Origin of the sequence: Methanoculleus nereidis (assembly GCF_032944295.1) — an archaeon.
Lineage (GTDB): Archaea > Halobacteriota > Methanomicrobia > Methanomicrobiales > Methanoculleaceae > Methanoculleus > Methanoculleus nereidis.
Genome location: NZ_JABFFQ010000003.1, coordinates 31,094 through 52,861 on the forward strand (window position 1 = coordinate 31,094; position 21,768 = coordinate 52,861).

Sequence of the window (21,768 nt, forward strand, 5' to 3'; positions counted from 1 at the left end):
AGGATGGAGACCGATCCCTGCAAGAGGGAACGCGAAGAGATGGTGGAGTTCCAGATCCGGGCCCGGGGAATCGGAGACAAAAGAGTGCTCGCCGCGATGCGAAAGATCCCCCGCCACCTCTTCGTGCCCAAAAACCTCGAACGTGCGGCTTACGACGACCGGCCGCTCCCCATCGGCGAGGGGCAGACCATCTCCCAGCCCTACATCGTCGCCGTCATGACCGAACAACTGGAGATCCGCTCCCACGACCGTGTCCTCGAGATCGGGACCGGCAGCGGCTACCAGGCGGCGCTCCTTGCCGAACTCGCCGCGAAGGTTGTCTCCGTCGAACGCCTCGCCCACCTCGCCGACCGGGCGCGGGAGAACCTCGCGCGGGCGGGGGTCACCGGCGTTGAGGTGGTCGTCGGCGACGGCACGGAAGGGTATCCGCCGGAGGCACCCTACGACGCCATCGTCGTCACGGCGGCAACACCCGAGATCCCCCAACCCCTGATCGACCAGCTTGGCAAGGGAGGACGGCTGGTCGCTCCCGTCGGGCCGCGGGAATGCCAGGATCTCGTCAAACTCGTCAAACGCGAAGGCAGGGTGGAGACGATCCCGCTCGGCGGCGTCTGTTTCGTGCCGCTGATCGGGCAGTTCGGATGGCAGGGAGAGGTGTCCCCGTGACGGTCTACGACATCACCCGGGACCTCTCCGAGGATGCTGTCCTCTATCCCGGGGACGTCCGGCCCCGGTTTCGCGAGATCGACAACGGACAGTACCGCGTGACCGAGATGACCCTCGGGAGCCATACCGGAACGCATATTGACGCCCCGTCGCACTACATCAAGGGGGGACTGACGGTCAACGAGATCCCGCTTGCGGTGCTGATGGGGCCCGCACGGGTGCTCGACTGCAGCGACGCAGGGGAGGTCATTGAACCCGATCATCTCGCCGGCTGCATCGACGGTGCCCGGACAATTCTTCTGAAGACCTGGTTTTCGGGACGGCGAGAGTTTGAACCCGGCTACCCGGCGCTCTCCCCTGAGGCGGCAGACCTCATCGTTGAAGCCGGGATCACCTGCCTCGGGATCGACGCCCCATCTATCGAGACGTATAACGGCGACGGTTCGGTCCACTGCCGGTTACTCGGGAACGGAATGGTCATCCTCGAACTCCTCGACCTCTCCGCCGTGCCGGAGGGAAGCTATTTCATGGTGGCGCTGCCGTTACGGCTCAAAGGTGTGGACGGGTCACCCGCGCGGGCGATCCTCTGGGACAGGGAGGAATTAATATGAGTTTCTGGCACGATGCAATAGGAAAATTGGAAACAATCCTCGCGGACAGCGGATGCGAGGACGGGATCGTGACGCTCAGTGTGAACTACGATGGAGACATCTGTCAGTATCCCAGAGGGGTCTACATGGAAGGGCAGTTCGGCGGCCGGAGCGGGCAGTTCGTCACAAGCGAACCCCTCCGGGCCAACACCCGGGTCTCCTTTATGTTCGGTGCGCCGCTCGCAAATCAGAAGCAGCGGGCGGCGGCAGGCGCGATCGTCAACGCCGTCTCGGCGTTCCTCTGCCTGTCACGAAGACTCCGGCCCTGCACCCCTGACTGCTACACCCCCTGCCTTGCGGAGCTCTCCCGTGAGGTCGCCGGAAAACGGCTCTACCTCGTCGGCCCGATGCCGGTGCTCGAGCGGACCCTCGGAAATCAGGTGGTCGACTCGCCGGAGGCGGCAGACCTCTTTCTGGTCGCCGGGGACGGTATGACGAGCGATGCGGGGATCGCCTGTATCGACGAATACCGGGGCAAGAAACGAATGATATTCCTCGGGCCGTCGACCGCCGGGGTCAGCGGCCTTATAAATCTCGAGCACTGGTGTCCCTACGGACGATGAATACCTTTTTTTAGGAAAGAAAGGATTATACAGGAGTATGCTTTTCGGCTCTTCCGGAATCCGGCAGGAGTTCAGTCCCGGCCTCGTCGAGCTCGCGCTCCGTATCGGAGCAGCCACCGCAGACGATGCTTCAACAATCGTCGTCGGCCGGGACACCCGTATGACCAGCGAACTGCTTGAGCACAGCATTGTTTCCGGGATGCTCTCGGCCGGTGCAACCGTTTATTCCTGCGGCATCGCGCCCACGCCGACAGTCGCGCACGCAACGGGATGCGTGGACGCAGGGTGCATGATCACCGCCTCGCACAACCCCGAATCCTACAACGGGGTCAAACTCTTCAACCCCGACGGGTCGTCATTCACCCTCCGGCAGCAGGCGGCGATCGAGGAGGGGCTCCGCGGCACACACTGGAAGAACTGGGACGAGCAGGGACACACCTTTCCTGTCGACGCAGTGGACGCACATCGGGAGACGATCCTCGACCAGGTCAGCCTGGAGAGGCCCATCACGACCGTGCTGGACTGCGGCAACGGGGCGGGAAGCGTCATCACCCCCGATCTTCTTGCCGGAGCAGGGGCAACCGTAATTGGCCTGAACTGCAACGTTGCAGGAAGGTTTGCCCGCCCATCGGAGCCGCTTGAAGCAAACCTCCCCTATATCGGCGAGATCGTCCGGCGACGGGAGGCCGCGTGCGCGGTGATCCACGATGGGGACGCCGACCGGATGATGGCGTTCGATGAACGCGGCCGCTACATCGACGGCGACCACCTTCTCATGCTGTTTGCGAAATACCTCGACCGCAAGCGGGTGGTCACCACCGTCGACGCATCCATGGCGATCGAAGAGGTCGCGGAGGTCCACCGCACGCCGGTCGGCGACAGTTTCGTCTCCGAAGAACTCCTCTCCTGGGGAGACTTCGGTGGGGAGGCATCAGGGAGCTGGATCTTTCCCGAGCACTCCTACTGCCCGGACGGGATCTACGCCGCGGCCCTGCTCTGCGAGATCGCCTCGGAGTGGTCGATTGCAGAAGAACTCGACCGGATGCCCCGGTATACCCTCCTCCGGGAGTCGTATCGCATCGGCTCGCCGCGGGAGGTCATGGCGGCGATGGGGGCAGACGAGCCGACCCACGGGGTCCGGTTCGAGGATGAAGACGGCTGGTACCTGATCCGGGCAAGCGGCACCGAACCAAAGGTCCGGATCACGGCCGAAGGAAGAACGCCCGCAAAGGCAAAAGAGATGCTCGGCCTGGGGCACGTCGCCCTTGAACAAGCGAAACGTATTCTGGAGTGAATGTATGCAGTGTGTCGTACTGGCAGCAGGAGAGGGGAAACGAATGCGGCCCCTGACCGCCCGCCGTCCGAAAGTGATGCTTCCGATCGCGAACCGCCCGATGATGGAACACCTGGTTCTCGCGGCCCGCGATGCGGGAATCAACGACTTCATCTTTGTCGTCGGCTACTTCGAACGCGAGATCCGGAACCACTTCGGTGACGGGAGCAGCCTTGGAGTGAATGTCACCTACGTGACCCAGCGCCACCAGCTCGGCACGGCAGACGCCCTGCGGGCGACGGCAGGAATGGTCAACGGCCGGTTCCTCCTCCTAAACGGGGATATGGTCCTTAAAAGAGATGACATCCAGGAGTTTTGCCGGATGGACGCCCCCTGCATGGGCATACACGAGACGGACCACCCACAGGACTATGGTGTGGTGACCGTGGAGGGGAACCGCATCACCGGCCTTGAGGAGAAGTCTGAAGATCCAAAAAGCAACCTGATCAATGCAGGCGCCTACCTCTTCGAGCCCGACATCTTTGATCTCCTCTCGGGGCTCAAGATATCGGGGCGGGGCGAGTTCGAACTGACCGATGCCCTCGACTCCTACATCGGGGAGGGAACGCTCAGGGCACACCCGCTGGAATACTGGCTCGACGTCGGACAGCCGTGGGATCTTCTCGACGCAAACGAGGCGCTCATCTCTTCGCTCTCCCACGAACGGCACGGCGCTATCGAGGACGGATGCACCGTCCCGGAGACGGTCAGCATCGGGAAAGGGACCGTGATCCGATCCGGGACCTACATCGAAGGTTCCTGCATCATCGGCGAGAACTGCACCATCGGCCCCCACGCCTACATTCGGGGCTCCACCGCCATCGGGGACAACTGCCACATCGGGCACGCGACCGAGATCAAGAACTCCATCGTTATGTCGGGGACGAAGATCCCGCACTTCAACTATGTGGGTGATAGCATCATCGGGAGCGGGTGCAACTTCGGGGCAGGCACCAAGGTTGCAAACCTCAGGCACGACAACGGAGCGGTGAAGGTCTGCGGAAAGACCACGGGACGGAGGAAGTTCGGCGCCATCATCGGCGACGACGTCCTCTTCGGGATCAACTGTTCGGTGAATGTTGGAAGCATCGTCGGTAGCAACGCGAGGATTGCTCCCCACTCCCTCGTGGAAGGGTGCATCGACGACGGTTCTATCATCAGGTGATATGATGCAGGCAGTCATTTTAGCAGCTGGAGAGGGGAGCCGTCTGCGGCCGCTCACCCGGAGCAAGCCCAAAGCCATGATCCCGGTCGCAAACCAGCCGATCATCGAGTACGTCATCGATGCCCTGCTGGAGAACGGGATCCGCGACATTGTGGTGGTAGTCGGATACCGCAAGGAAGACGTCATTCGATACCTCAACAAACTCGATGCCCCGATCCAGGTCGCCGTGCAGGAACGGCAGCTCGGGACCGCGGATGCTCTCCGGGCGGCCGAATCAGAGATCACGGAAGATTTCCTCGTTCTTCCCGGTGACAACTACGTCAACGCGGAATCGATCGCCCGGATCAAGAAGGAGCAGAACGCCATGCTCGTGGCCGAGCATCCGAACCCCTCGAACTTCGGAGTCGTCGTGATCCGGAACGGCCTCATCCGCGAGATCCTCGAAAAACCCGAAGACGCCCCGACGTTCACGGTATCGACCGGGATATACTCATTCAAACCCGACGTCTTCTCCTACCTCCAGACGAACGAGATCCCCGATGCTCTCGCCGCCATGATCGCGTCGGGCCGCCGGATACGGGCCATCCCGGCAGATGATTGGCAGGATGCTGTTTACTCCTGGGACCTCCTGAAACTGAACAGCCGGATGCTCCGGGGGATCACACCCGGGATCGGAGGCACGGTCGACGCATCCGTCATCCGCCGGGGTACCGTACGCATCGGCACGGGGACGACCGTCGGCCCGAATACCGTGATCTACGGCCCCGTCACCATCGGGAGCAACTGCAACATCGGCCCGGGTTGCATGATCATGCCCAATACGAGCATCGGTGACCGCGTGGTGTTCGAGCCGTTCACCTATGTTGCCGACTCGCTTATCATGAACGACGTCACGATCGGATCCCACTCGAGGATCGTCTCGGCGGTCTTCGGCCAGGGCTGCATCCTTGCCGACCATACCACCACCTACCCCTCCGCGAGTTTCATCGAGGTCGGTGGCCGCATCCACAAGGAGGAATTCGGTGCAGTCCTCGGTGACGGGGTCCGTGCGGCACCATTCACAACATTTAAAAATTGTATAGCAGGTAACAGTGTTACTATTGAGGAGGGGAAGACAGTGGTCGGCCTCATCGAAGACGGCACCCGGGTGATGTAGATGTGCGGAATCGTCGGCTATATCGGGAGGCGTGACGCAACGCCGGTCCTCATCCAGGGCTTGAAACGGCTCGAATACCGTGGCTACGACTCATTCGGCATCGCAACGGTTGGAAGTGCGATCGAGATCTATAAGAAGGCAGGCCGTATCTCGGACGGTGAGGCTGGCGCGACTGATTTGTGCGGGTGTACCGGGATCGGGCATACCCGGTGGGCTACGCATGGCGAACCCAATGACATCAACGCCCACCCGCATATCGACTGCAACGGCAAAATTGCCGTGGTGCATAACGGGGTCATCGAGAACTACAGCGAATTGAAACGGCAGCTCGAGGGGCGCGGCCATACGTTCCGGTCGGAGACCGACACCGAGGTGATCGCCCACCTCATCGAGGAGCATTATAGCGGGGATCTCCTCGCAGCGGTCAACGCCACCCTTCCTCTGCTCGAAGGCTCATACGCCGTCCTCGCGATCGCGGAGGATACCCATCGGATCGTCGCCGCCCGCGACGCGAGCCCGCTCGTCCTCGGCGTCGGGGATGCAGAAGTCTTTGCCGCCTCGGATATGACGCCGCTTCTCGAGTACACCGAACGTGTGATCTTCCTCGAAGACGGTGACGTCGCCGACCTGACGCCCGATCGCCTCACCATTTACCACGGCGGCCAGACAGTGGAGCGCCCGATCGAGCTGATCGCCTGGTGCGTCGAGGATACCCGGAAAGGCGGGTTTGCCCACTACATGCTCAAGGAGATCTACGAACAGCCCCAATCATTCTACGAGACCATCAGAGCAGGTATCAGCGATGGCGTGCAGCAGATGGTCAGGGAGGCAGACGAGATCACTCTGGTCGCATGCGGGACATCCTACCACACCGCCCTGGCCTTCAAATACCTGGCCGAATCGCTCTGCAGTATTCCTGTACGGGTCGAGGTCGGGTCGGAGTTCAAGTACTTCACCCCACCCCTCCACGGCCTCGTGATCGCGGTCTCGCAGTCAGGGGAGACAGCGGATACGATAGCCGCGTTAAAGAAGGCGAAAGCCCACAACTGTCCCACGCTCGCCATAACCAACATGCAGGGAAGCACGGTCACCCGGATTGCTGATGAGACCCTGCTCATGCGGGCCGGCCCCGAGATCGGCGTCGCCGCAACCAAATCCTACACGGCACAGCTTGCGGCGCTGATGCAGATTGTCAACCTGCGGTGCGAGGGGGCGTTCGATGACGTCCTGTCGCACGCGCACCTGGCCATCGGGGACGTCCTCCTTCAAGATGTCAGGGAGGCGGTCACCCTCTGTTCAAAGGCCGAGCATGTCTTCTTCGTAGGAAGGGGGCCGTTTTACCCGGTCTCGATGGAAGGCGCCCTCAAGATGAAGGAGATCAGTTACGTCCACGCCGAGGGGTATGCGGCGGGAGAACTCAAGCATGGCCCGTTTGCCCTGCTCACGGAGGAGACCCCGGTCGTCGCTGTCTGCACCCCGGGACCAACCTACGGCGTGATGGCCTCGAACATCAAGGAGATGAAGGCAAGGAAAGCGCCGGTTATCGCTCTCGGGGTTGCCGGTGATACGGAACTTGCCGAGATCGTGGACATCTTCATTCCTATTCCGAACACACACCTTCTGGTACAGGTGCTGACCGCATCGGTCGCCCTCCAGCTGCTCGCCTACCATACCGCTTGTGCGTTGCAGCGGGACGTCGACAAACCGCGAAATCTGGCAAAGAGCGTGACCGTTGAATGATTGAGTATGGACAGAACGCCCTCGGCGAAGGGGCAACGATATTCGAGCCGGTGACCATCGGGTTTCCCTCCCGCGACCGGATAGGAGAGGAAGACTACCCGGGCGCCACCATCGGGAGGAACGCAGTCCTCAGGTCGGGCACCATCATCTACTGCGACGTGAAGATTGGCGATGGGTTCCAGTCCGGCCATAACGTGCTGGTACGCGAAAAGACGACCATCGGTAACGGGGTGGCAATAGGAACGGCGGCGGTGATCGAGGGCGATTGCACGATCGGCGACGATGCGCGTCTTCAGAGCCTGGTCTACATCCCGACCGGGGCCCGGATCGGTGACCGGGTCTTCATCGGCCCGAACGCCGTGCTGACGAACGACCGCTACCCCCCCGGCCCTCACGAATCCCTCCGGGGCCCGGTGATCGGAGACGACGCCGTCATCGGTGCGAACGCAACCATCCTCCCCGGCGTCACCGTCGGGGAGGGGGCGTTCGTCGCCGCCGGTGCGGTAGTGACAAAGGACGTCCCGCCCGGGATGCTCGCGGTGGGAGCGCCGGCACGGTTCCGCCCGCTCCCCCCTGAAGCGAGGCGGTGCCGGTGAAGATTCCCGTCGCCCGGCCGCTCGTCGGGGAGGAGGAGGTCGAGGCCGTCGCCGATGTGTTGCGGTCGGGGATGCTCGCCCAGGGGTCGGTCGTCACGGAGTTCGAGTCCCTTTTTGCCGAATACTGCGGCGCCGCCCACGCAATCGGCGTCAATTCCGGAACAGCGGCGCTCCACGCGGCCCTCCTTGCCGCCGGCGTCGGGCCGGGGGACTCAGTGGTCGTCCCGGCGTTCACGTTCTTTGCGACGGCGTCGAGCGTCTCGATGTGTGGGGCGACACCGCTCTTTGCGGACGTCGATCCACGGACGTTCAACATCGACCCTGGCTCGGCCGGGGCCCTCATCCAGCCCGACACCCGGGCGGTCGTCGGGGTCCACCTCTTCGGGCAACCGTTCGACGTCGCTGCCGTCCGCGCACTCTGCGACGACCACAACCTCGTCCTCATCGAGGACGCGGCCCAGGCGCACGGTGCGGAGTACCACGGGAAACGGGCGGGCAGCCTCGCCGATCTCGCCTGTTTTTCGTTTTACCCGACAAAGAACATGACCACCGGCGAAGGGGGCATGGTCACGACCGACGACGACCACCTTGCCGAACGGGTCCGGCTCCTCATCAATCACGGGCAGAGCCAGAAGTACCTCCATTCGGCCATCGGCTACAACTACCGGATGACGAACATCGCCGCCGCCATCGGCCTTGTGCAGCTCGGGCGGGTCGAGGGGTTCAACGAGCGCCGGATCGAGAACGCTCACTACCTCGACCGCTATCTCGAGGGTACGGGACTCGTCACACCCTACACGGCACCGGACGTCCGGCACGTCTACCACCAGTACGTCGTGAAGCTCCCTGCCGGCTACCCGCTCACGCGTGACGTGTTCATGAGCGCTCTCGGCGGTAAGGGGATCGGAACCGCCGTCCACTACCCCATCCCCGTCAACCGGCAGCCCGTCTACGAAAACGAGCACGCTTCCTGCCCAGTATCGGACGGTCTTGCGGCATCGGTCGTGAGCCTGCCGGTCCATCCGGCGGTGACCGACGAAGAACTGGCGTACATCTGCGACGTGGTCCGGGGGCTGCTATAACCAGGCATCGTACCCGGCCTCAAGCCATCCGGACCCCGATCTTATCCCCATCCTTGCGACCCGGCGGTATCGCCTGCGACGTGTCTTGCAATACGAATGATCTTTTTTGCGAGGGGAAAGAGAAGAGTACTGTACAACCGAAAAAGCAGAACACCATGAGGACAAATTACTTCTCGTATTCCCAAACGATAAATACTAATCCCATAGATTAATTTCATGCTTCTCTGGATCGGCCTGGGGCTCCTCGCGGCTGCGGTCGTACCCTATATCATATTCTTCATCGGGATCAACATCGGCAAAAAAACCGGCGAACCGCCGGCACTCGAAGAGTATCCGCCCATCAGCATCATCATATCGGCCTATAACGAAGAGGCAGTCATTCAGAAGCGGGTCGAGAACATCCTTGCATCTTCATACCCGGCAGACCGATATGAGGTCATCTTTGTGGACGACTGCTCCTCCGACAACACCCGGGTGCTTGCCGGGGAGGCCTTCAGGAAGGCCGGTATCACTCACCGGATCATTGCCAATACCGAGCGACTGGGCACAAACCGTTCGTATAACAAAGCGATGAAGACGGCACGCTTTCCGATCGTCGTCACTACGGACGCGGACGTCTTCTTCGAGCGGAAAGCGCTCGAGTGCCTTATTGCCCGGCTCGTCAGCGATGAGCGTATCGCTGCGGTCTGCGGAGATCTCCACCCCCTCCCCGGAGACGGCTCTCATCCCGCACAGATGGAGAGCGCTTATCGGAACTACTACGGACGGATGTGCAGCTGGGAGAGTGCTGTCGACTCTACCTACACATTCAATGGTGCGCTTGTCGCATTCAAGCGCGATCTGGTGACCCGGATCGATGATAAGCGCGGAGCAGACGACGCAAACACGGCATTCGAGGTGATCCGGCGCGGGTTCCGGGCGGCTTACGAGCCCAGGGCTCTGGTGTATGAAGATATACCCCGGGATTTCCATACGCAGTACCGGCAGAAGATCCGTCGGGCAACACGTCTGATCGAGGCGACAACCGCAAATCTTGATCTCCTGGGGCATGCACGTCCATTTTCGCGGCTCTTCTATCCCCTGCGGATCTACATGTACCTCGCAACGCCGGCCCTCTTCTTCATCGGAAGTGCTCTCTTCATCGTAGGGCTCGCCCTGGCAATCCCGATCTTCGCTATCGGGGTGCTCGCCCTCCTCGTCCTGATCGGTTACTTCTGGAGGAGCAGCACCATCGTCTCCTTCGCCACAAACCAGGCCTACCTGGCAAAAGGACTGCTCAACCTGGGAAAAGACATGCGGGTCTGGGAGAGTACGTCAAACAAGGTGGGGACCGGGTAGCCAGTCCGGTCTCCCCTCTGCTGAGGGGCCTGAAATCATCAATTTTTACCCGGAGCACGATCCAGCGCAATAAACCGGATCCTGCAAGAGAAATATATCATCCTGCAGATAGACTCTCTTATCCATGTGTGGTATTGCCGGGCAACTGCACCTTGCGGGAGGAGGAGCCGATCCAGAGTTGGTCCGGCGGATGTCCGACCTCATCAGACACCGCGGGCCCGACGGGGACGGGATCTACGTAGACGGGATGGTAGCGCTTGCTCACCGCCGCCTGGCAATCATCGATCTCTCCGAAGAGGGGCACCAGCCGATGCAGAACGAGGACGGGGCGCTCTGGCTGGTCTTCAACGGGGAGATCTACAACTACAGGGAACTTATGGAGGAACTCATCTCATGTGGGCACCAATTCCGGTCAAAGACCGACACCGAGGTGATCCTCCATGCCTACGAGGAGTGGGGGGTCGACTGTCTACGCCGGTTCAACGGGATGTGGGCGTTCGCCCTCTGGGACGAGCGGCGGGGCGAGCTCTTCTGCGCCCGCGATCGTCTGGGAATAAAACCGTTCTACTATGCCATGGCCGGCGACTCGTTCCTCTTTGCCTCAGAGATCAAGGCATTACGAGATCATCCGGGGATAGGCAGGCGTCCCAACGAAGAGATGGTGTCTGCATTCCTCACGTGGGGCCTCGCAGACCACACCAACCAGACGATGTTTGAGGGAGTGCTCCAGCTGCTCCCGGCACACTACATGATCGTCGGGGAGAGCGGGATCGTGGAGCATACGGCATTCTGGGAGGTTGCATTCAATCCCGCCCTTGAATCAGAGCCCGATTCCGACGAACGCCTTTCCGGGGAGTTCTTAAGCCTCCTTGAAGACGCGGTTGATCTCCACCTGCGCAGTGATGTGCCGGTTGGAACCTGCCTCTCCGGCGGACTGGACTCATCCTCCCTGACGGTGCTCATCAACCGGGCGCTCCACCGGAGTTCTCCAGGAAAGGAGCCCCCGCGCCAGAATACGTTTTCTGCCTGCTTCGAGGACAAACGGTGTGACGAGAGCACCTACATCGATATCGCCGTAGAGAGTACAGGCGTCAGGTCACACCGGGTCTACCCGACCACCGATTCGATCTGGGCGGATATCGAGCACCTGCTCTACATCAACGACGAGCCGTTTGCCGCCCTGACACTGTACTCCCAATACTGCGTCATGCGGCTTGCCCGGGACGAGGTAAAGGTGGTGCTGGACGGGCAGGGAGCTGACGAGCTCCTTGCAGGCTACATCGCCTACCAGTACTGCCATATCAGGGAGCTGGTCCGGGGGTTCCATATCCTGCGGGCTGCACGCGAGACTCTCGGGACACTCAGACACCACAGTGATTTCCTCTCGTACACCCTGACGCAACTCTTTGCCCGCAAAAAGCACCGGAGCCTGATCCGGATGGAAGGGTCCCGCACTCCCCGCTATCGCGGCACCCTGAACGAGGTCCTGGAGACCGACCTGATGCGGGCGAACCTGCCCTATCTGCTCCACTGGGAAGACCGGACATCGATGGCCTTCTCGATCGAAGCACGGGTCCCGTTCCTCGACTACCGGGTCGTGGAATTTCTGGCGTCATTGCCCGCCGACCAGAAGATCAGGGGCGGCGTGACCAAGTTCATCCTCCGAAAGGCCATCCGGGGGCTGGTTCCCGAGGTGATCCGGTGCAGGATGGACAAGAAAGGGTTCGCCACTCCCGAGGAGGTCTGGATGCAGGGGGACATGAGCGAGAAGGTCCTTGAGATTCTGTCGTCCGAGGCGTTTAAGAGCCGCCCCTACTGGGATGCTGACGCAGTAGCAGAGAGCTATAAGGCCTTTCTCCAGGGGAAGGCGCCCTACTCGTCCGAGATCTGGCGTATAATCTGCTGTGAACTCTGGCTGCGCCGGTTCATCGATCCGGCAGCATAGCCCCGGCAAGGAGGAAGGGAGATCTCCTCTATCAGATCTGGCCCAGGCGGACGTACTGTCTCAGCCCATAACTCGCAAAACTGTAGGTATATTGTATCGCGCGGACGATGCCGGACGGCCCCTTTCGGTAGAGTCCCATCCCGATGAGCATGTTCCTGAAATAGTGAAAGACCAGTTTCACGTTCCTCACGAGCAGCGCCCGCGAGGATATTTTCAGGCCCTGGAGATCTTCTGATGCATTCCGTCCGATCGCCTCAAAGCGCTCCTTCTTCTCTTGCGGATAGTCCTCGAAGTAGCCGCGATGGTGATAGATCGCTTTCGGGACAAACTTGATTCTGCCGGTGACGACCGCTTTCTCATGGATTGCACCGTAATACCGAAGCCTGTCCCTCTTCGCAAGCCTGACATGGATCTCCGGGTGCCCACACGGTGTTTCAAGGACTGTGCCGTCCGGGAGGACGTCGTGCCTGAGGAACGAGTAGGCGTCGTACTTCGGGGAGGAGGCAAGACCCCGGAGGTTCTCGATGAGCCCCGGCTCGAGCGTCTCGTCGGGATCGAGGATGAAGACCCACTCGTTCTGCGCCCTCTCGATACCGCAATTCCGCTCGATGGCAAAACTGCCGGAGAACTTCTTCTGGATTATCACGGCGCCGTACTTCTCGGCAACGCCGGCCGTATTGTCCTCGCTCTGTCCGTCGACAATGACGATCTCATCGACGTATGCCGAGATCATCTCCAGCGACCGGGCCAGAGCCTCTTCTTCGTTTTTTGTTATAAGGCAGGCTGTGATCCCCATGCTGTCACCGCTTCCTATCTCTTCTCTCAACGTTCTGGAGGGTTCTCGTATAGATGCTCTGCACAGTGCCGGCGATCCGGGCCCAGGAAAACTGGTCCACGGCCTTTTTGCGGGCCGCAACCCCCATCTCTCTCCGGGCGGCATCATCAGTCAGGACATGCACCAGCGCATCGGCGAGCCCATCGGAATCTTTCGGCTCCACAAGGAGCCCGGTCCTGCCGTCGGTGATGAGATGCGGTATGCCCCCGACATTCGTCCCCACCAGGGGCCTGCCGCACGCCATCGCTTCAAGCCCCGCGATACTGGTCGCCTCCTTGAGGGAGGGGAGAACCACGACGTCCGCCGCCGTATACCATGAGGGCATCTCGGCGTTCGGAACCGACCCGGCAAAGATGATGTGGTCCTGCACCCCGAGTTCACGGGCTCTCTTCTGGAGCAGGGCCAGCTGGTCGGGATACGATCCCCCGACGACAAAGAATCTGGTCTCCGGGCATTGCCGGAGAACCGCCGGAACCGCTTCAACCAGGTATCTGACACCGTTTTTCGGTTCGAGGCGGCGGGGACAGAGCACGATCCGGGTGTCCGGTGCGAGGGCGTACTGCTGCCGGAGGTCCCTGGACGGAACCTCCGGCGAAAATTTATCCGTATCCACCCCGTTCGAGACGAACGTGATCTTCTGCCGGGGAACCCCGAGCGACCCGACCGCCCCGGCAAGTTCGTCGCTGGGGGTGATGATGTGGTCCATACGGCTGTAGACCCACCGGTACAGCCCTAACATCCTTCCCCGCTCGAGGCGGTCCAGGAACCCGGAGGTATGCTCGGTCGCAATCCCGGGCACCCCCGGCTGCAGCCTCGACACGAACCCGTCAGGGAATACGTAGTGCGAGTGCAGGAGATCGATCTTCTTTCTCTTGATGATGCGCCGTACGCTGAAATATTCAAGCAGGGCAAACGCCGGATACAGCAGCACGGTGTTCCGGGGCAGGTAGACCCTGACAACATGGAGACCGTCGACCGTCTCTTCTCCCGGAGCGAAGAGGGCATCCCGAAACGTAACTATCGTGACGTCGTTCCCGAGGTCCCGGAGCGCCCTGGCAAGCTCGTAGACATGTGCTGCGATCCCCCCGACATTCGGGAGAAAATCGACCGAAAGTATGCAGATATTGAGCCCCATTCGCTCCCCTAACTACATTTACATCAGGCTCATTATATGTCTTCCCAGATGGGGGCCGAAGAGTAGTTGACCCCGACGAGAAATATCGCAACAACAGCGCTATATATGGCACCGGATCAATGAATGGAATACCGCACCAACCATGCAGGTGAACCATGAGCAGCGTCGCAATTATCCTCGGGACACGGCCTGAGATCATCAAGATGTCTCCGATCATCAGGGAATATGAGAGGAGAGGAGAGGACTACTTCATCCTTCATACCGGCCAGCACTACTCCTACTCAATGGACAAGATCTTCTTTGAGCAGCTGCACCTCCCGGAGGCGCGGTACAACCTCAACGTGGGGTCGGGTCTGCAGGGGGAGCAGACCGGAAAGATGCTCGGCCAGATCGAGCGGGTCCTGATCGATGAGGAGCCTCATGCAGTTCTCGTACAGGGAGACACCAACACGGTGCTCGCGGGAGCGCTCGCCGCAGTGAAACTTCATATCCCTGTCGGGCACGTCGAGGCCGGCCTGCGGAGCAACGACCGGAGAATGCCGGAAGAGATCAACAGGATAATGGCAGATCATGCCTCCGATTACCTGTTCGCGCCGACGGAGGAGTCGCGACAGAACCTGGTGCATGAAGGCATACCTGACGGGAAGATCTTTGTCTGCGGGAACACGGTCGTAGATGCGCTATTCCAGAACCTCTCGATCAGCGAAGAGACGATAGATCCCCTTTCAGAACTCGGGGTCCGCCGGGGCGACTACTTCCTCGTCACCGCCCATCGCCAGGAGAACGTCGACGACGCGAGAGGACTCGGGAATATCCTCAAGGGTCTTGAACGTATCGCGACCGAGTACGCGGTGCCGGTGATCTATCCCATGCACCCTCGGACGAGGAAGATGATGGAGCAATTCGGACTGCAGGCTGGAGCGATTCGCTGCATCGACCCGATCGACTACCTCTCCTTTCTCCAGCTGGAGAAGCATGCGGCATTGATCCTGACCGACTCCGGCGGCGTCCAGGAGGAGGCATGTATCCTTCGCGTACCCTGTGCGACGTTGCGGGAGAACACGGAGCGGCCGGAGACAGTGTCTGCCGGCGCAAACATCCTGGTGGGGACCGGTCCGGAGGCGATCGTGGAAGGCGCGCGGACGATGATGGAGAGGGAGCGGACCTGGGAGAACCCTTACGGGGACGGGACGGCGGGAAAGCAGATAGTGGAGGTCCTCGATGCAGAGGATAAATTCGCCGCAGAATCGGGACAATCATGAACGTGAACTACCCCGCCCTGAAGGGCGGGGCTTCCTGCTCCGCCCCCTTCACCCCCGCAAAATAAATACCGCTTCGCCCCACACTCTTTTGAGAAACCATGCCGGTAATAACCATTCGTATGGCAGAGGGACGGACGCTTGAACAGAAACGGATACTCGCAGACGAGATCACCGCCGCGGTCACGAAGACGTTCGGCGTTGACCCACAGGTGGTCACCATCTTCTTTGAGGAACTTACGACCGAGAGCATCGCACGGGCGGGAAAACTCCTCTCGGAGCAGTAGTCCCGTAGCGAGCGAACACTTTTTTAGCCGAAAGGAGCCTCAAACCCCGTGAGTGAATGGCATCATGGCACGCGAATTTGACGAGAAGGACTTTGCCATCCTGCGAAAACTGGCTCCTGAATACAGCGGTGTCCTCTGTCCGGGCTCAGGGCACGAGTTCCACTCGATCCTCCCCCCGGTCTCCAACCATATCGCGAAGGACGAGGAAGACTTTGCAGAACGGGTCAGCCGCCTCTCGGACGAGGAATGGGGCTATCTCACCGACCAGATCCTCGCCGGCCGGGAGGACCTCGGGTGCATGCCCGAGGAGGATATCGAGACCGTTCTCGTCCGTATCCGACAGGCGGTATCGGAGGCGGCGGCCGAGAGGGTCGAGCGGCTCTACCACCTCTCCGGGTGCGGGCTGCTCTAGCGACTGGCCGCATCCGGAAACGGTATATGTTTCGGCGACGACCAGACCTTCATGGAATTAAAAGAGCAACTTACCGGCGTTCCCGGGATGCTCCGGCCGTTCAAGGCGTACCTCCGCGAGGCAGGACTCAACGAGGGCGACCAGGTCGTCTATTACGGCTGTCCCGGCACCTGCACCCCCTTCATCGAACTCCTGGGGTTCGCCATCCGTGATCTGCCCCTCGAGCAGGTCTATGTCCCCTACGCGGACGAGGCGGCTGCAAAGGCGATCCGCCCGGTCAAGGGTGTCGGGATGCAGGTCTCCGATGATGCGGTCAGCGTCGACCCGAAGGTGATCATCCTGATGGGCGGGCTTTCGATGCCGGGCGTCCCGGTCGAGAAAGAAGCGGTGCAGGCGGCCGTCGCCGCTCACCCCGGCGCGAAGGTCGTCGGCATCTGCTTCATGCAGATGTTTGAGAAGATGGGCTGGCTCGATACCTTCGACTTCGATCTCATCATCGACGCCGCCATCGATCCGGTCAAGGTCTGGCAATAATCAACCGGTCGGGCGCCGCCGGTGCAGACGGGGCCGGCGGTTCCCGCGCCCGGTTGGACCGGAAGAGGGTGAACCGGAACGCCGCTCCCTCCTCCGGACGGCCGGGCACCCGGTCCTCGACCCACACCCGACCGCCGTAGCGCTCGATCAGGGTGCGGGTGATGTAGAGGCCGAGCCCTTTCCCGCTTCGGCTGCTCGTGCCCCGTGCGAAGCGCGTGAAGAGGATGGGTTTGACCGCATCGGGCACCCCCGGCCCGGTATCCTCGACCGAGACCCTGACCGTCTCATCGCCTTTCTTGACACGGACACTGATCTCGACTCCGGGATCCCCGAACTTAATGCTGTTGCCGATGAGGTTTGCGAAGACCTCGGAGAGGAGGTCGTCGGCCATAACCCCGACCGGCTTTCCGTCATAGACAATTCTCGCATCGGGATGATGGGCGATCTCGGCCCTGATGATGGCATCGAGATCGACGGGTTTTGCCGTCGTCTCATGGGAATGCAACCGCCGGATCGTCGAGACGTTCTGGATGATCTCAATGCTGCGGCTGATGCCGCCCCTGAGTTTCCGGATCATCTCCCTCTCCTTTCCCTCCAGCATATCGACCAGAAGGTCCGCGTAGCCGAGGCTGACGGCGTTGGCATTGTTGATGTCGTGCGCCATGATGTCCAGGTAGAGGTTCGCCTCGTCGTGCGCCGCCCGCAACGCTTCCTCAGCCATTATACGGTCGGTGATGTCGGCTCCCGAACCGATCACCGCGCCCGGCTGACCGTCGTCGCCGGTAAGCACGGTATCCTGCCATGCGAGGATCAGTTCGTCCCCGCTCCGCGTGACGACCGGGCTCTCCCGCCGGCCGGGGAAGGCGGCGTTGTTGGCGATCGCGGCATCGAAATCCTGCCGTCGCGTCTTGCGGGATGCTTCGGGGACGACGGTTGCAAACCAGTCCTTCCCGATCAGTTCTTCCTCACGGTAGCCGAGCAACTCGCAGCCGCGGCGGTTGATGAGCCGGATGGTGTGGTTGGCGTCGATGACAACAAGAAGGACAGCCGCCACGTCAAGGTAGCGTTGCACGAGGTCCCTCTGTTTCTTCACTTCCTGCTCACGCCGTTTGAGCTGTTCGGAGAGGGAGGCGACGACGAAGGCGATGACGACGAACATCAGTGCGCGCCCGTAATCGTTCAGCGTCAGGATGTCGGGCCGATAAAGGAAACTGCTGACGACGACAAGCCCGCCGAGGAAGATGGCGACCAGGATGCTCCGCTTCTCCCACCAGAGCGCGGTCAGGATGATCGGAATGTAGAAGAAGTGCGAAAAGACGGTCCCAAGCATCAGGACGGTGTGGAAGTAGTAGGTCAGGAAGACCGATATTGCGAGGAGTGCTATGACGATGGTCACTCGCTGGTATTCGGTAAGGGTAGTCACGGGGTGCCCGCCTCGACTACCGATATATATAATTTCCATCATATAAAAATGTCAGCATGGATATTATCTGTGGATTCAGACTGATTCTCCGGTGGTTTCGCGCGAGGGGAACGATCTTGGGGTTGGCAGGAAGGCGTGTGTCGGCCGGGCACGACATCGGCACCCTGCAGGCGAGAAGGGATCGCAAGGATGCCCAAAAACGGGAGAATTCTGCCGGATGCGCCTGATTTTCTACAAACAGCCTATATTTAATAGATCATAGAGCAAAACTACTTCAACCGTCTGCTTCACCGGAGCGGCTGCCTGCAGGCCTGCATCGCGTGAAGCGGTACCGTGCAGCGTACCGTGGCGCCGGGTTCTCCCGGGCAGGTGGCGCCACAAAACGCATCCGCTGGTGAACCCGTGTCGACAGACCTTACCGAAGTACTCAAAGCGATGGGCTATGCAGATGCCGGGATCCCGACCCTGGTGGGTTCGTTTTCTCCCGCCGTCACCGAATACCTGCGGGACTTCCGCCCGCAGGAGGTCCGCGACATCGTCGAGACGCTCCTCTACATATACATCGCCCAGAACAGCGCGTCATCCCGGGGAGAGGGAGTGGGCGTGGTCGAACAGAGCTGTTACGCCTATACCTCAGGACCGCTCTTTGCCCTTGCGCAGGTCAGCCTCATCGAGTCGGCCTCCTGGCACGGCACGACGGTGATCCGGGCAACCTCTGCCGGAGAGGCCATCGCCCGGCCGCTGATGGAGGCGCGGCTTCAGGCACTCGATATTCCGGGATTGGCCTGCGAGATCCACGAGGTCGTCCCGGCCCTTCTCGCGGGGACTGTGAAGGGGTCGTTTGTCAACAAGACCTTCCCGTCCGCGCTCCCCCGCACCGAAGAGACGTTTGTCAGTTTTCTTCTCAACAACAGTCCGGGTCTCTTCCTCGAATGTGAGCGGTTCGCCGCCCGGCTCAGGGCCGCCGGGTGCGCGGTCCTCGCCCACGCCTACGACCTCGACGGTTCCAGGGCCGACGGTGTCGTCTACACCTTCCCACCGGAGTTTGCATACATCCTGAAGGGAATGCTCGAGCGGATCGATCCGACTGTCCGGGAGCACTACGATATGCTCCTTGAGTCGTTCTACTCGACGTTCACTGTTCTGCGCTACCTTGCCTGCGGCGAGGACTACGACCGTATCCGGGCATCGCCGGCCCATCGCCGCGAACTCTCGAGGGTGCTTACGGAGCTCGCCGATGCGATCTACGTCCTTGAGGGGGTGCGCGAGGAGGACGGGATTGACCTCGCCCGATTCATCGTCAAGGACCGGAATCTCTATGACGCGCGCCTCCGGGATCTTGGACGGGTGCTGATGAGCGAGGTTGCCGAAAAGATCGTCATCGACCGGCCGGCCCCGGCGGCGGAGCCTCTCCCCCCTCTCCGCGAAGAGCCAGCCCCCGCCCCGACTCCCGTGCCTCCGGCCGAAGAGGAGGAGATCGGATGGGACGAGACCTTCTTCGCCGACGTAACGGAAGAGGAGGAAGGAGAAGAGGAGAGGGAAGAGCCGTCCCCGCTCCCGCCGCCGCCCGCGCTCCGCCGTTTCGTCACACCCCCTCCGGCCCCCGTAATCCGGCCCGCCCCGGAACCGGCACCCGTCCGTTCCGACGGCCTCGATATCTTCCTCGGGCATGCGCAGGACGGGCAGCGGGTCAACTGGTCGCCCGGCCAGCTCAACAACGGCCACATGATCATCCTCGGCGGCTCGGGCGCCGGCAAGACCGAGACGATCCGGTGTATCGCCTCGGAGCTTGCAGCACAGGCGATGCCGGTCGTCCTCATCGACTTCCACGGGGACATGGCCGCGAGCGACGGGGATATCCGGTCCTACAAGATCCGCGAGGGCGGGCAGTACTACTTCAACCCGCTGGAACTCGATCCTTCCATCGACGAGATCACCCCGCTCCGGGCGACCTCGGACTTCGTCGACGCCATCTCGATCAACTTCCCGACGCTCGGCATCCAGCAGCGCCGGAAGATCAAGAATATCATCAAGGACTGCTACCGGATGTCAGGAATCACAGGGAAGACCGAGACCTGGACGCGGGTGCTCGACTTCGATGCCATCGAGGGTGAGATCATGAACTGTGAGGACGAGGCGATCCCGGCCTACCTTGAGGACATCTTCGACTACAAACTCTTCTCGGGGGAGGAGAAGATCTCCCTCCCCACGATACTCTCCGGCGGCATCACCCACATCAACTTAAATGCCCTCCCGGAGAACCTGCGCTACCTCTTTGCGGATCTCTTCCTCCGGCGGATCTACTACACCCTCCAGGCGACGGGTGAGATCCCGCGCGGGTCGGAGGACGAGCGGGCGAAGTTCCGGCTCTTTGTGATCGTCGACGAGGCGAAACTCCTGGTGAGCCAGAAGAGCGGCTCAAAGACGTCGATCAAGGCGGTCTTAAACAAGTACGCGACCGAGATGCGGAAGTTCGGGGTCTCGCTGATCCTTGCGTCGCAGCTGATCGCCCACTTCAACGAAGAGATCCTCGCAAACATCGCCGTAAAGTTCTGCATGCGGTCCGAGAACAAGAAACAGGCTCAGGAGAACGCCAAGTTCTTTGAGGTGAGTGAAAAAGATCTCCTCAACTTCCAGCCGGGGGAGGGCATCCTGATCATCGGTTCGGAGAAGATGAACGTCAGGATCGTCCCGGCGTCCGGTCGGAATCCCTGACCGGGAAAACTCTTATCTCCCGGCAGCGCCGGAGTTCTGGTATGGCAGGGCCGGATACGCTCGATGAGTATCGCGAGAAGAGAGACTTCGCCCGGACTCCGGAGCCGCCGGGGGGGCGGGCGGCGGCATCCCGCCCCATCTTCGTCATCCAGAAGCACCGTGCGACCACGCTCCACTACGACTTTCGCCTGGAAGCCGACGGCGTGCTGAAGTCCTGGGCGGTCCCGAAGGGGCCGTCCGCGAATCCGAAGGAGAAGCGCCTCGCCGTGCCGACGGAGGATCATCCGCTCGACTACGCCGACTTTGAGGGTGTCATTCCGGAAGGGAGTTACGGGGCGGGGACGGTCCTCGCCTGGGACCGGGGAACCTACCGGAACCTTACAGAGAAGGAGGGGCGCGAGATCGGGGTTGCCGAGGCTGTGAGGAGGGGGCACGTATCCTTCTGGCTCGAGGGGGAGAAGGTCCGTGGCGGGTATGCCCTGACTCGCTTCAGGACCGGGAAGGGCGAGGCCTGGCTTCTCGTGAAGATGGACGATGCCGAGGCCGATCCCGATAGAAACCCGGTCGTGGCGGAGCCCCGGTCGGTTATCTCAGGGCGGACGCTTGAGGAGATAGCGGAGGGTGAATGACGGGCGAGCCCCCGCGGAGAAGGCCCCCCGATGTTGTGGAGATGGGCGAGTTCATCTGCCCGGTCTGCGGCAGGCAGTACCCCACGCTCGAAACCCTCCATGCCCACGTCCGGCGTGCGCACCGCCATCCCCCGGTGCTCCGGTGAGGGTGCTCCCCCCTGCGGCGGGTCCCGTCCCGGCGCCCTGTGTTGGGGGCGGGACAGGTGCCGGGGGTGCGCGTTGGGTGGTGGAGATGCAGGGCCTCCCGACCCCGGGAGGGAGTCTGGTAGTCGTTGCCCGTCTACCTTTCGGTCGAAGTACTGACT

General features: G+C 61.4%; 21 protein-coding genes. 18 read left to right on the top strand and 3 right to left on the bottom strand.

Features of this window, described 5'->3' with window-relative positions; all coding sequences use genetic code 11:
- Positions 1 to 3 precede the first annotated feature (3 nt).
- The 11 genes from HL657_RS05640 to asnB all read left to right on the top strand — a co-directional run bounded on the left by HL657_RS05640 (position 4) and on the right by asnB (position 12,234).
- On the top strand, positions 4 to 666 hold the full coding sequence (locus HL657_RS05640; protein ID WP_317296016.1) for a protein-L-isoaspartate(D-aspartate) O-methyltransferase: 663 nt from the start codon (positions 4 to 6) through the stop codon (positions 664 to 666).
- Positions 663 to 1,277: a cyclase family protein gene (locus HL657_RS05645; RefSeq protein ID WP_317295852.1), complete on the top strand. Its 615-nt coding sequence runs from the start codon at positions 663 to 665 to the stop codon at positions 1,275 to 1,277. The genes HL657_RS05640 and HL657_RS05645 overlap by 4 nt, the downstream gene beginning before the upstream one ends.
- Positions 1,274 to 1,879, top strand: a complete 606-nt coding sequence (locus tag HL657_RS05650; RefSeq protein WP_317295853.1) for a hypothetical protein — start codon at positions 1,274 to 1,276, stop codon at positions 1,877 to 1,879. Before HL657_RS05645 ends, HL657_RS05650 begins: the two co-directional genes overlap by 4 nt.
- Positions 1,880 to 1,916: 37 nt before the next feature.
- Positions 1,917 to 3,173, top strand: coding sequence for a phosphopentomutase/phosphoglucosamine mutase (locus HL657_RS05655; RefSeq protein ID WP_317295854.1), 1,257 nt, complete (start codon positions 1,917 to 1,919; stop codon positions 3,171 to 3,173).
- 4 nt (positions 3,174 to 3,177) lie between these two features.
- Entirely contained in the window at positions 3,178 to 4,377 is a 1,200-nt protein-coding gene (glmU, locus tag HL657_RS05660; protein WP_317295855.1) for a bifunctional sugar-1-phosphate nucleotidylyltransferase/acetyltransferase, read from the top strand.
- 1 nt (position 4,378) lies between these two features.
- A complete protein-coding gene (locus tag HL657_RS05665; RefSeq protein WP_317295856.1) occupies positions 4,379 to 5,533 on the top strand; it encodes a sugar phosphate nucleotidyltransferase in 1,155 nt (384 codons plus the stop codon).
- Positions 5,534 to 7,273, top strand: coding sequence for a glutamine--fructose-6-phosphate transaminase (isomerizing) (gene glmS, locus HL657_RS05670; protein ID WP_317295857.1), 1,740 nt, complete (start codon positions 5,534 to 5,536; stop codon positions 7,271 to 7,273).
- Positions 7,270 to 7,869: an acyltransferase gene (locus HL657_RS05675; protein WP_317295858.1), complete on the top strand. Its 600-nt coding sequence runs from the start codon at positions 7,270 to 7,272 to the stop codon at positions 7,867 to 7,869. The genes glmS and HL657_RS05675 overlap by 4 nt, the downstream gene beginning before the upstream one ends.
- Positions 7,866 to 8,951, top strand: a complete 1,086-nt coding sequence (locus HL657_RS05680) for a DegT/DnrJ/EryC1/StrS family aminotransferase (protein ID WP_317295859.1) — start codon at positions 7,866 to 7,868, stop codon at positions 8,949 to 8,951. Before HL657_RS05675 ends, HL657_RS05680 begins: the two co-directional genes overlap by 4 nt.
- 216 nt (positions 8,952 to 9,167) lie before the next feature.
- On the top strand, positions 9,168 to 10,289 hold the full coding sequence (locus tag HL657_RS05685) for a glycosyltransferase (RefSeq protein WP_317295860.1): 1,122 nt from the start codon (positions 9,168 to 9,170) through the stop codon (positions 10,287 to 10,289).
- A gap of 124 nt (positions 10,290 to 10,413) precedes the next feature.
- Positions 10,414 to 12,234, top strand: a complete 1,821-nt coding sequence (gene asnB, locus HL657_RS05690) for an asparagine synthase (glutamine-hydrolyzing) (protein ID WP_317295861.1) — start codon at positions 10,414 to 10,416, stop codon at positions 12,232 to 12,234.
- A 31-nt stretch (positions 12,235 to 12,265) separates the two neighbouring features.
- On the opposite strand, the gene HL657_RS05695 is transcribed toward asnB, so the two are convergent.
- Together HL657_RS05695 and HL657_RS05700 are read right to left on the bottom strand one after the other, a co-directional pair.
- Positions 12,266 to 13,030 carry a glycosyltransferase family 2 protein gene (locus HL657_RS05695; RefSeq protein ID WP_317295862.1) on the bottom strand — a complete coding sequence of 255 codons (765 nt, stop codon included), beginning with the start codon at positions 13,028 to 13,030 and terminating at the stop codon, positions 12,266 to 12,268.
- A 4-nt stretch (positions 13,031 to 13,034) separates the two neighbouring features.
- Entirely contained in the window at positions 13,035 to 14,204 is a 1,170-nt protein-coding gene (locus HL657_RS05700; RefSeq protein ID WP_317295863.1) for a glycosyltransferase family 4 protein, read from the bottom strand.
- Positions 14,205 to 14,359: 155 nt separating this feature from the next.
- On the opposite strand from HL657_RS05700, the gene wecB reads away from it, so the two are divergent.
- From wecB to HL657_RS05720, 4 genes are all read left to right on the top strand, one after another.
- Complete coding sequence (gene wecB / locus HL657_RS05705) at positions 14,360 to 15,466, top strand: non-hydrolyzing UDP-N-acetylglucosamine 2-epimerase (RefSeq protein WP_317295864.1); 1,107 nt, start codon at positions 14,360 to 14,362, stop codon at positions 15,464 to 15,466.
- 98 nt (positions 15,467 to 15,564) lie between these two features.
- The gene (locus HL657_RS05710) at positions 15,565 to 15,750 is read left to right on the top strand and encodes a 2-hydroxymuconate tautomerase (protein WP_317295865.1); all 186 of its coding nucleotides are present in this window, start codon (positions 15,565 to 15,567) and stop codon (positions 15,748 to 15,750) included.
- Between the two features lie 64 nt (positions 15,751 to 15,814).
- On the top strand, positions 15,815 to 16,162 hold the full coding sequence (locus tag HL657_RS05715; RefSeq protein WP_317295866.1) for a hypothetical protein: 348 nt from the start codon (positions 15,815 to 15,817) through the stop codon (positions 16,160 to 16,162).
- A 51-nt stretch (positions 16,163 to 16,213) separates the two neighbouring features.
- Positions 16,214 to 16,696: a DUF2124 domain-containing protein gene (locus HL657_RS05720; RefSeq protein ID WP_317295867.1), complete on the top strand. Its 483-nt coding sequence runs from the start codon at positions 16,214 to 16,216 to the stop codon at positions 16,694 to 16,696.
- On the opposite strand, the gene HL657_RS05725 is transcribed toward HL657_RS05720, so the two are convergent.
- Positions 16,680 to 18,119 carry a sensor histidine kinase gene (locus tag HL657_RS05725; protein WP_317295868.1) on the bottom strand — a complete coding sequence of 480 codons (1,440 nt, stop codon included), beginning with the start codon at positions 18,117 to 18,119 and terminating at the stop codon, positions 16,680 to 16,682. The genes HL657_RS05720 and HL657_RS05725 overlap by 17 nt on opposite strands.
- A 402-nt stretch (positions 18,120 to 18,521) precedes the next feature.
- Here HL657_RS05725 and HL657_RS05730 point away from each other — a divergent pair, with 402 nt between their 5' ends.
- From HL657_RS05730 to HL657_RS05740, 3 genes are read left to right on the top strand one after another with little or no spacing between them, the layout of a single operon-like run.
- Entirely contained in the window at positions 18,522 to 20,834 is a 2,313-nt protein-coding gene (locus HL657_RS05730) for an ATP-binding protein (RefSeq protein ID WP_317295869.1), read from the top strand.
- A 41-nt stretch (positions 20,835 to 20,875) separates the two neighbouring features.
- Positions 20,876 to 21,463: a DNA polymerase ligase N-terminal domain-containing protein gene (locus HL657_RS05735; protein WP_317295870.1), complete on the top strand. Its 588-nt coding sequence runs from the start codon at positions 20,876 to 20,878 to the stop codon at positions 21,461 to 21,463.
- The gene (locus HL657_RS05740) at positions 21,460 to 21,609 is read left to right on the top strand and encodes a hypothetical protein (RefSeq protein WP_317295871.1); all 150 of its coding nucleotides are present in this window, start codon (positions 21,460 to 21,462) and stop codon (positions 21,607 to 21,609) included. The genes HL657_RS05735 and HL657_RS05740 overlap by 4 nt, the downstream gene beginning before the upstream one ends.
- Positions 21,610 to 21,768: the final 159 nt, after the last annotated feature.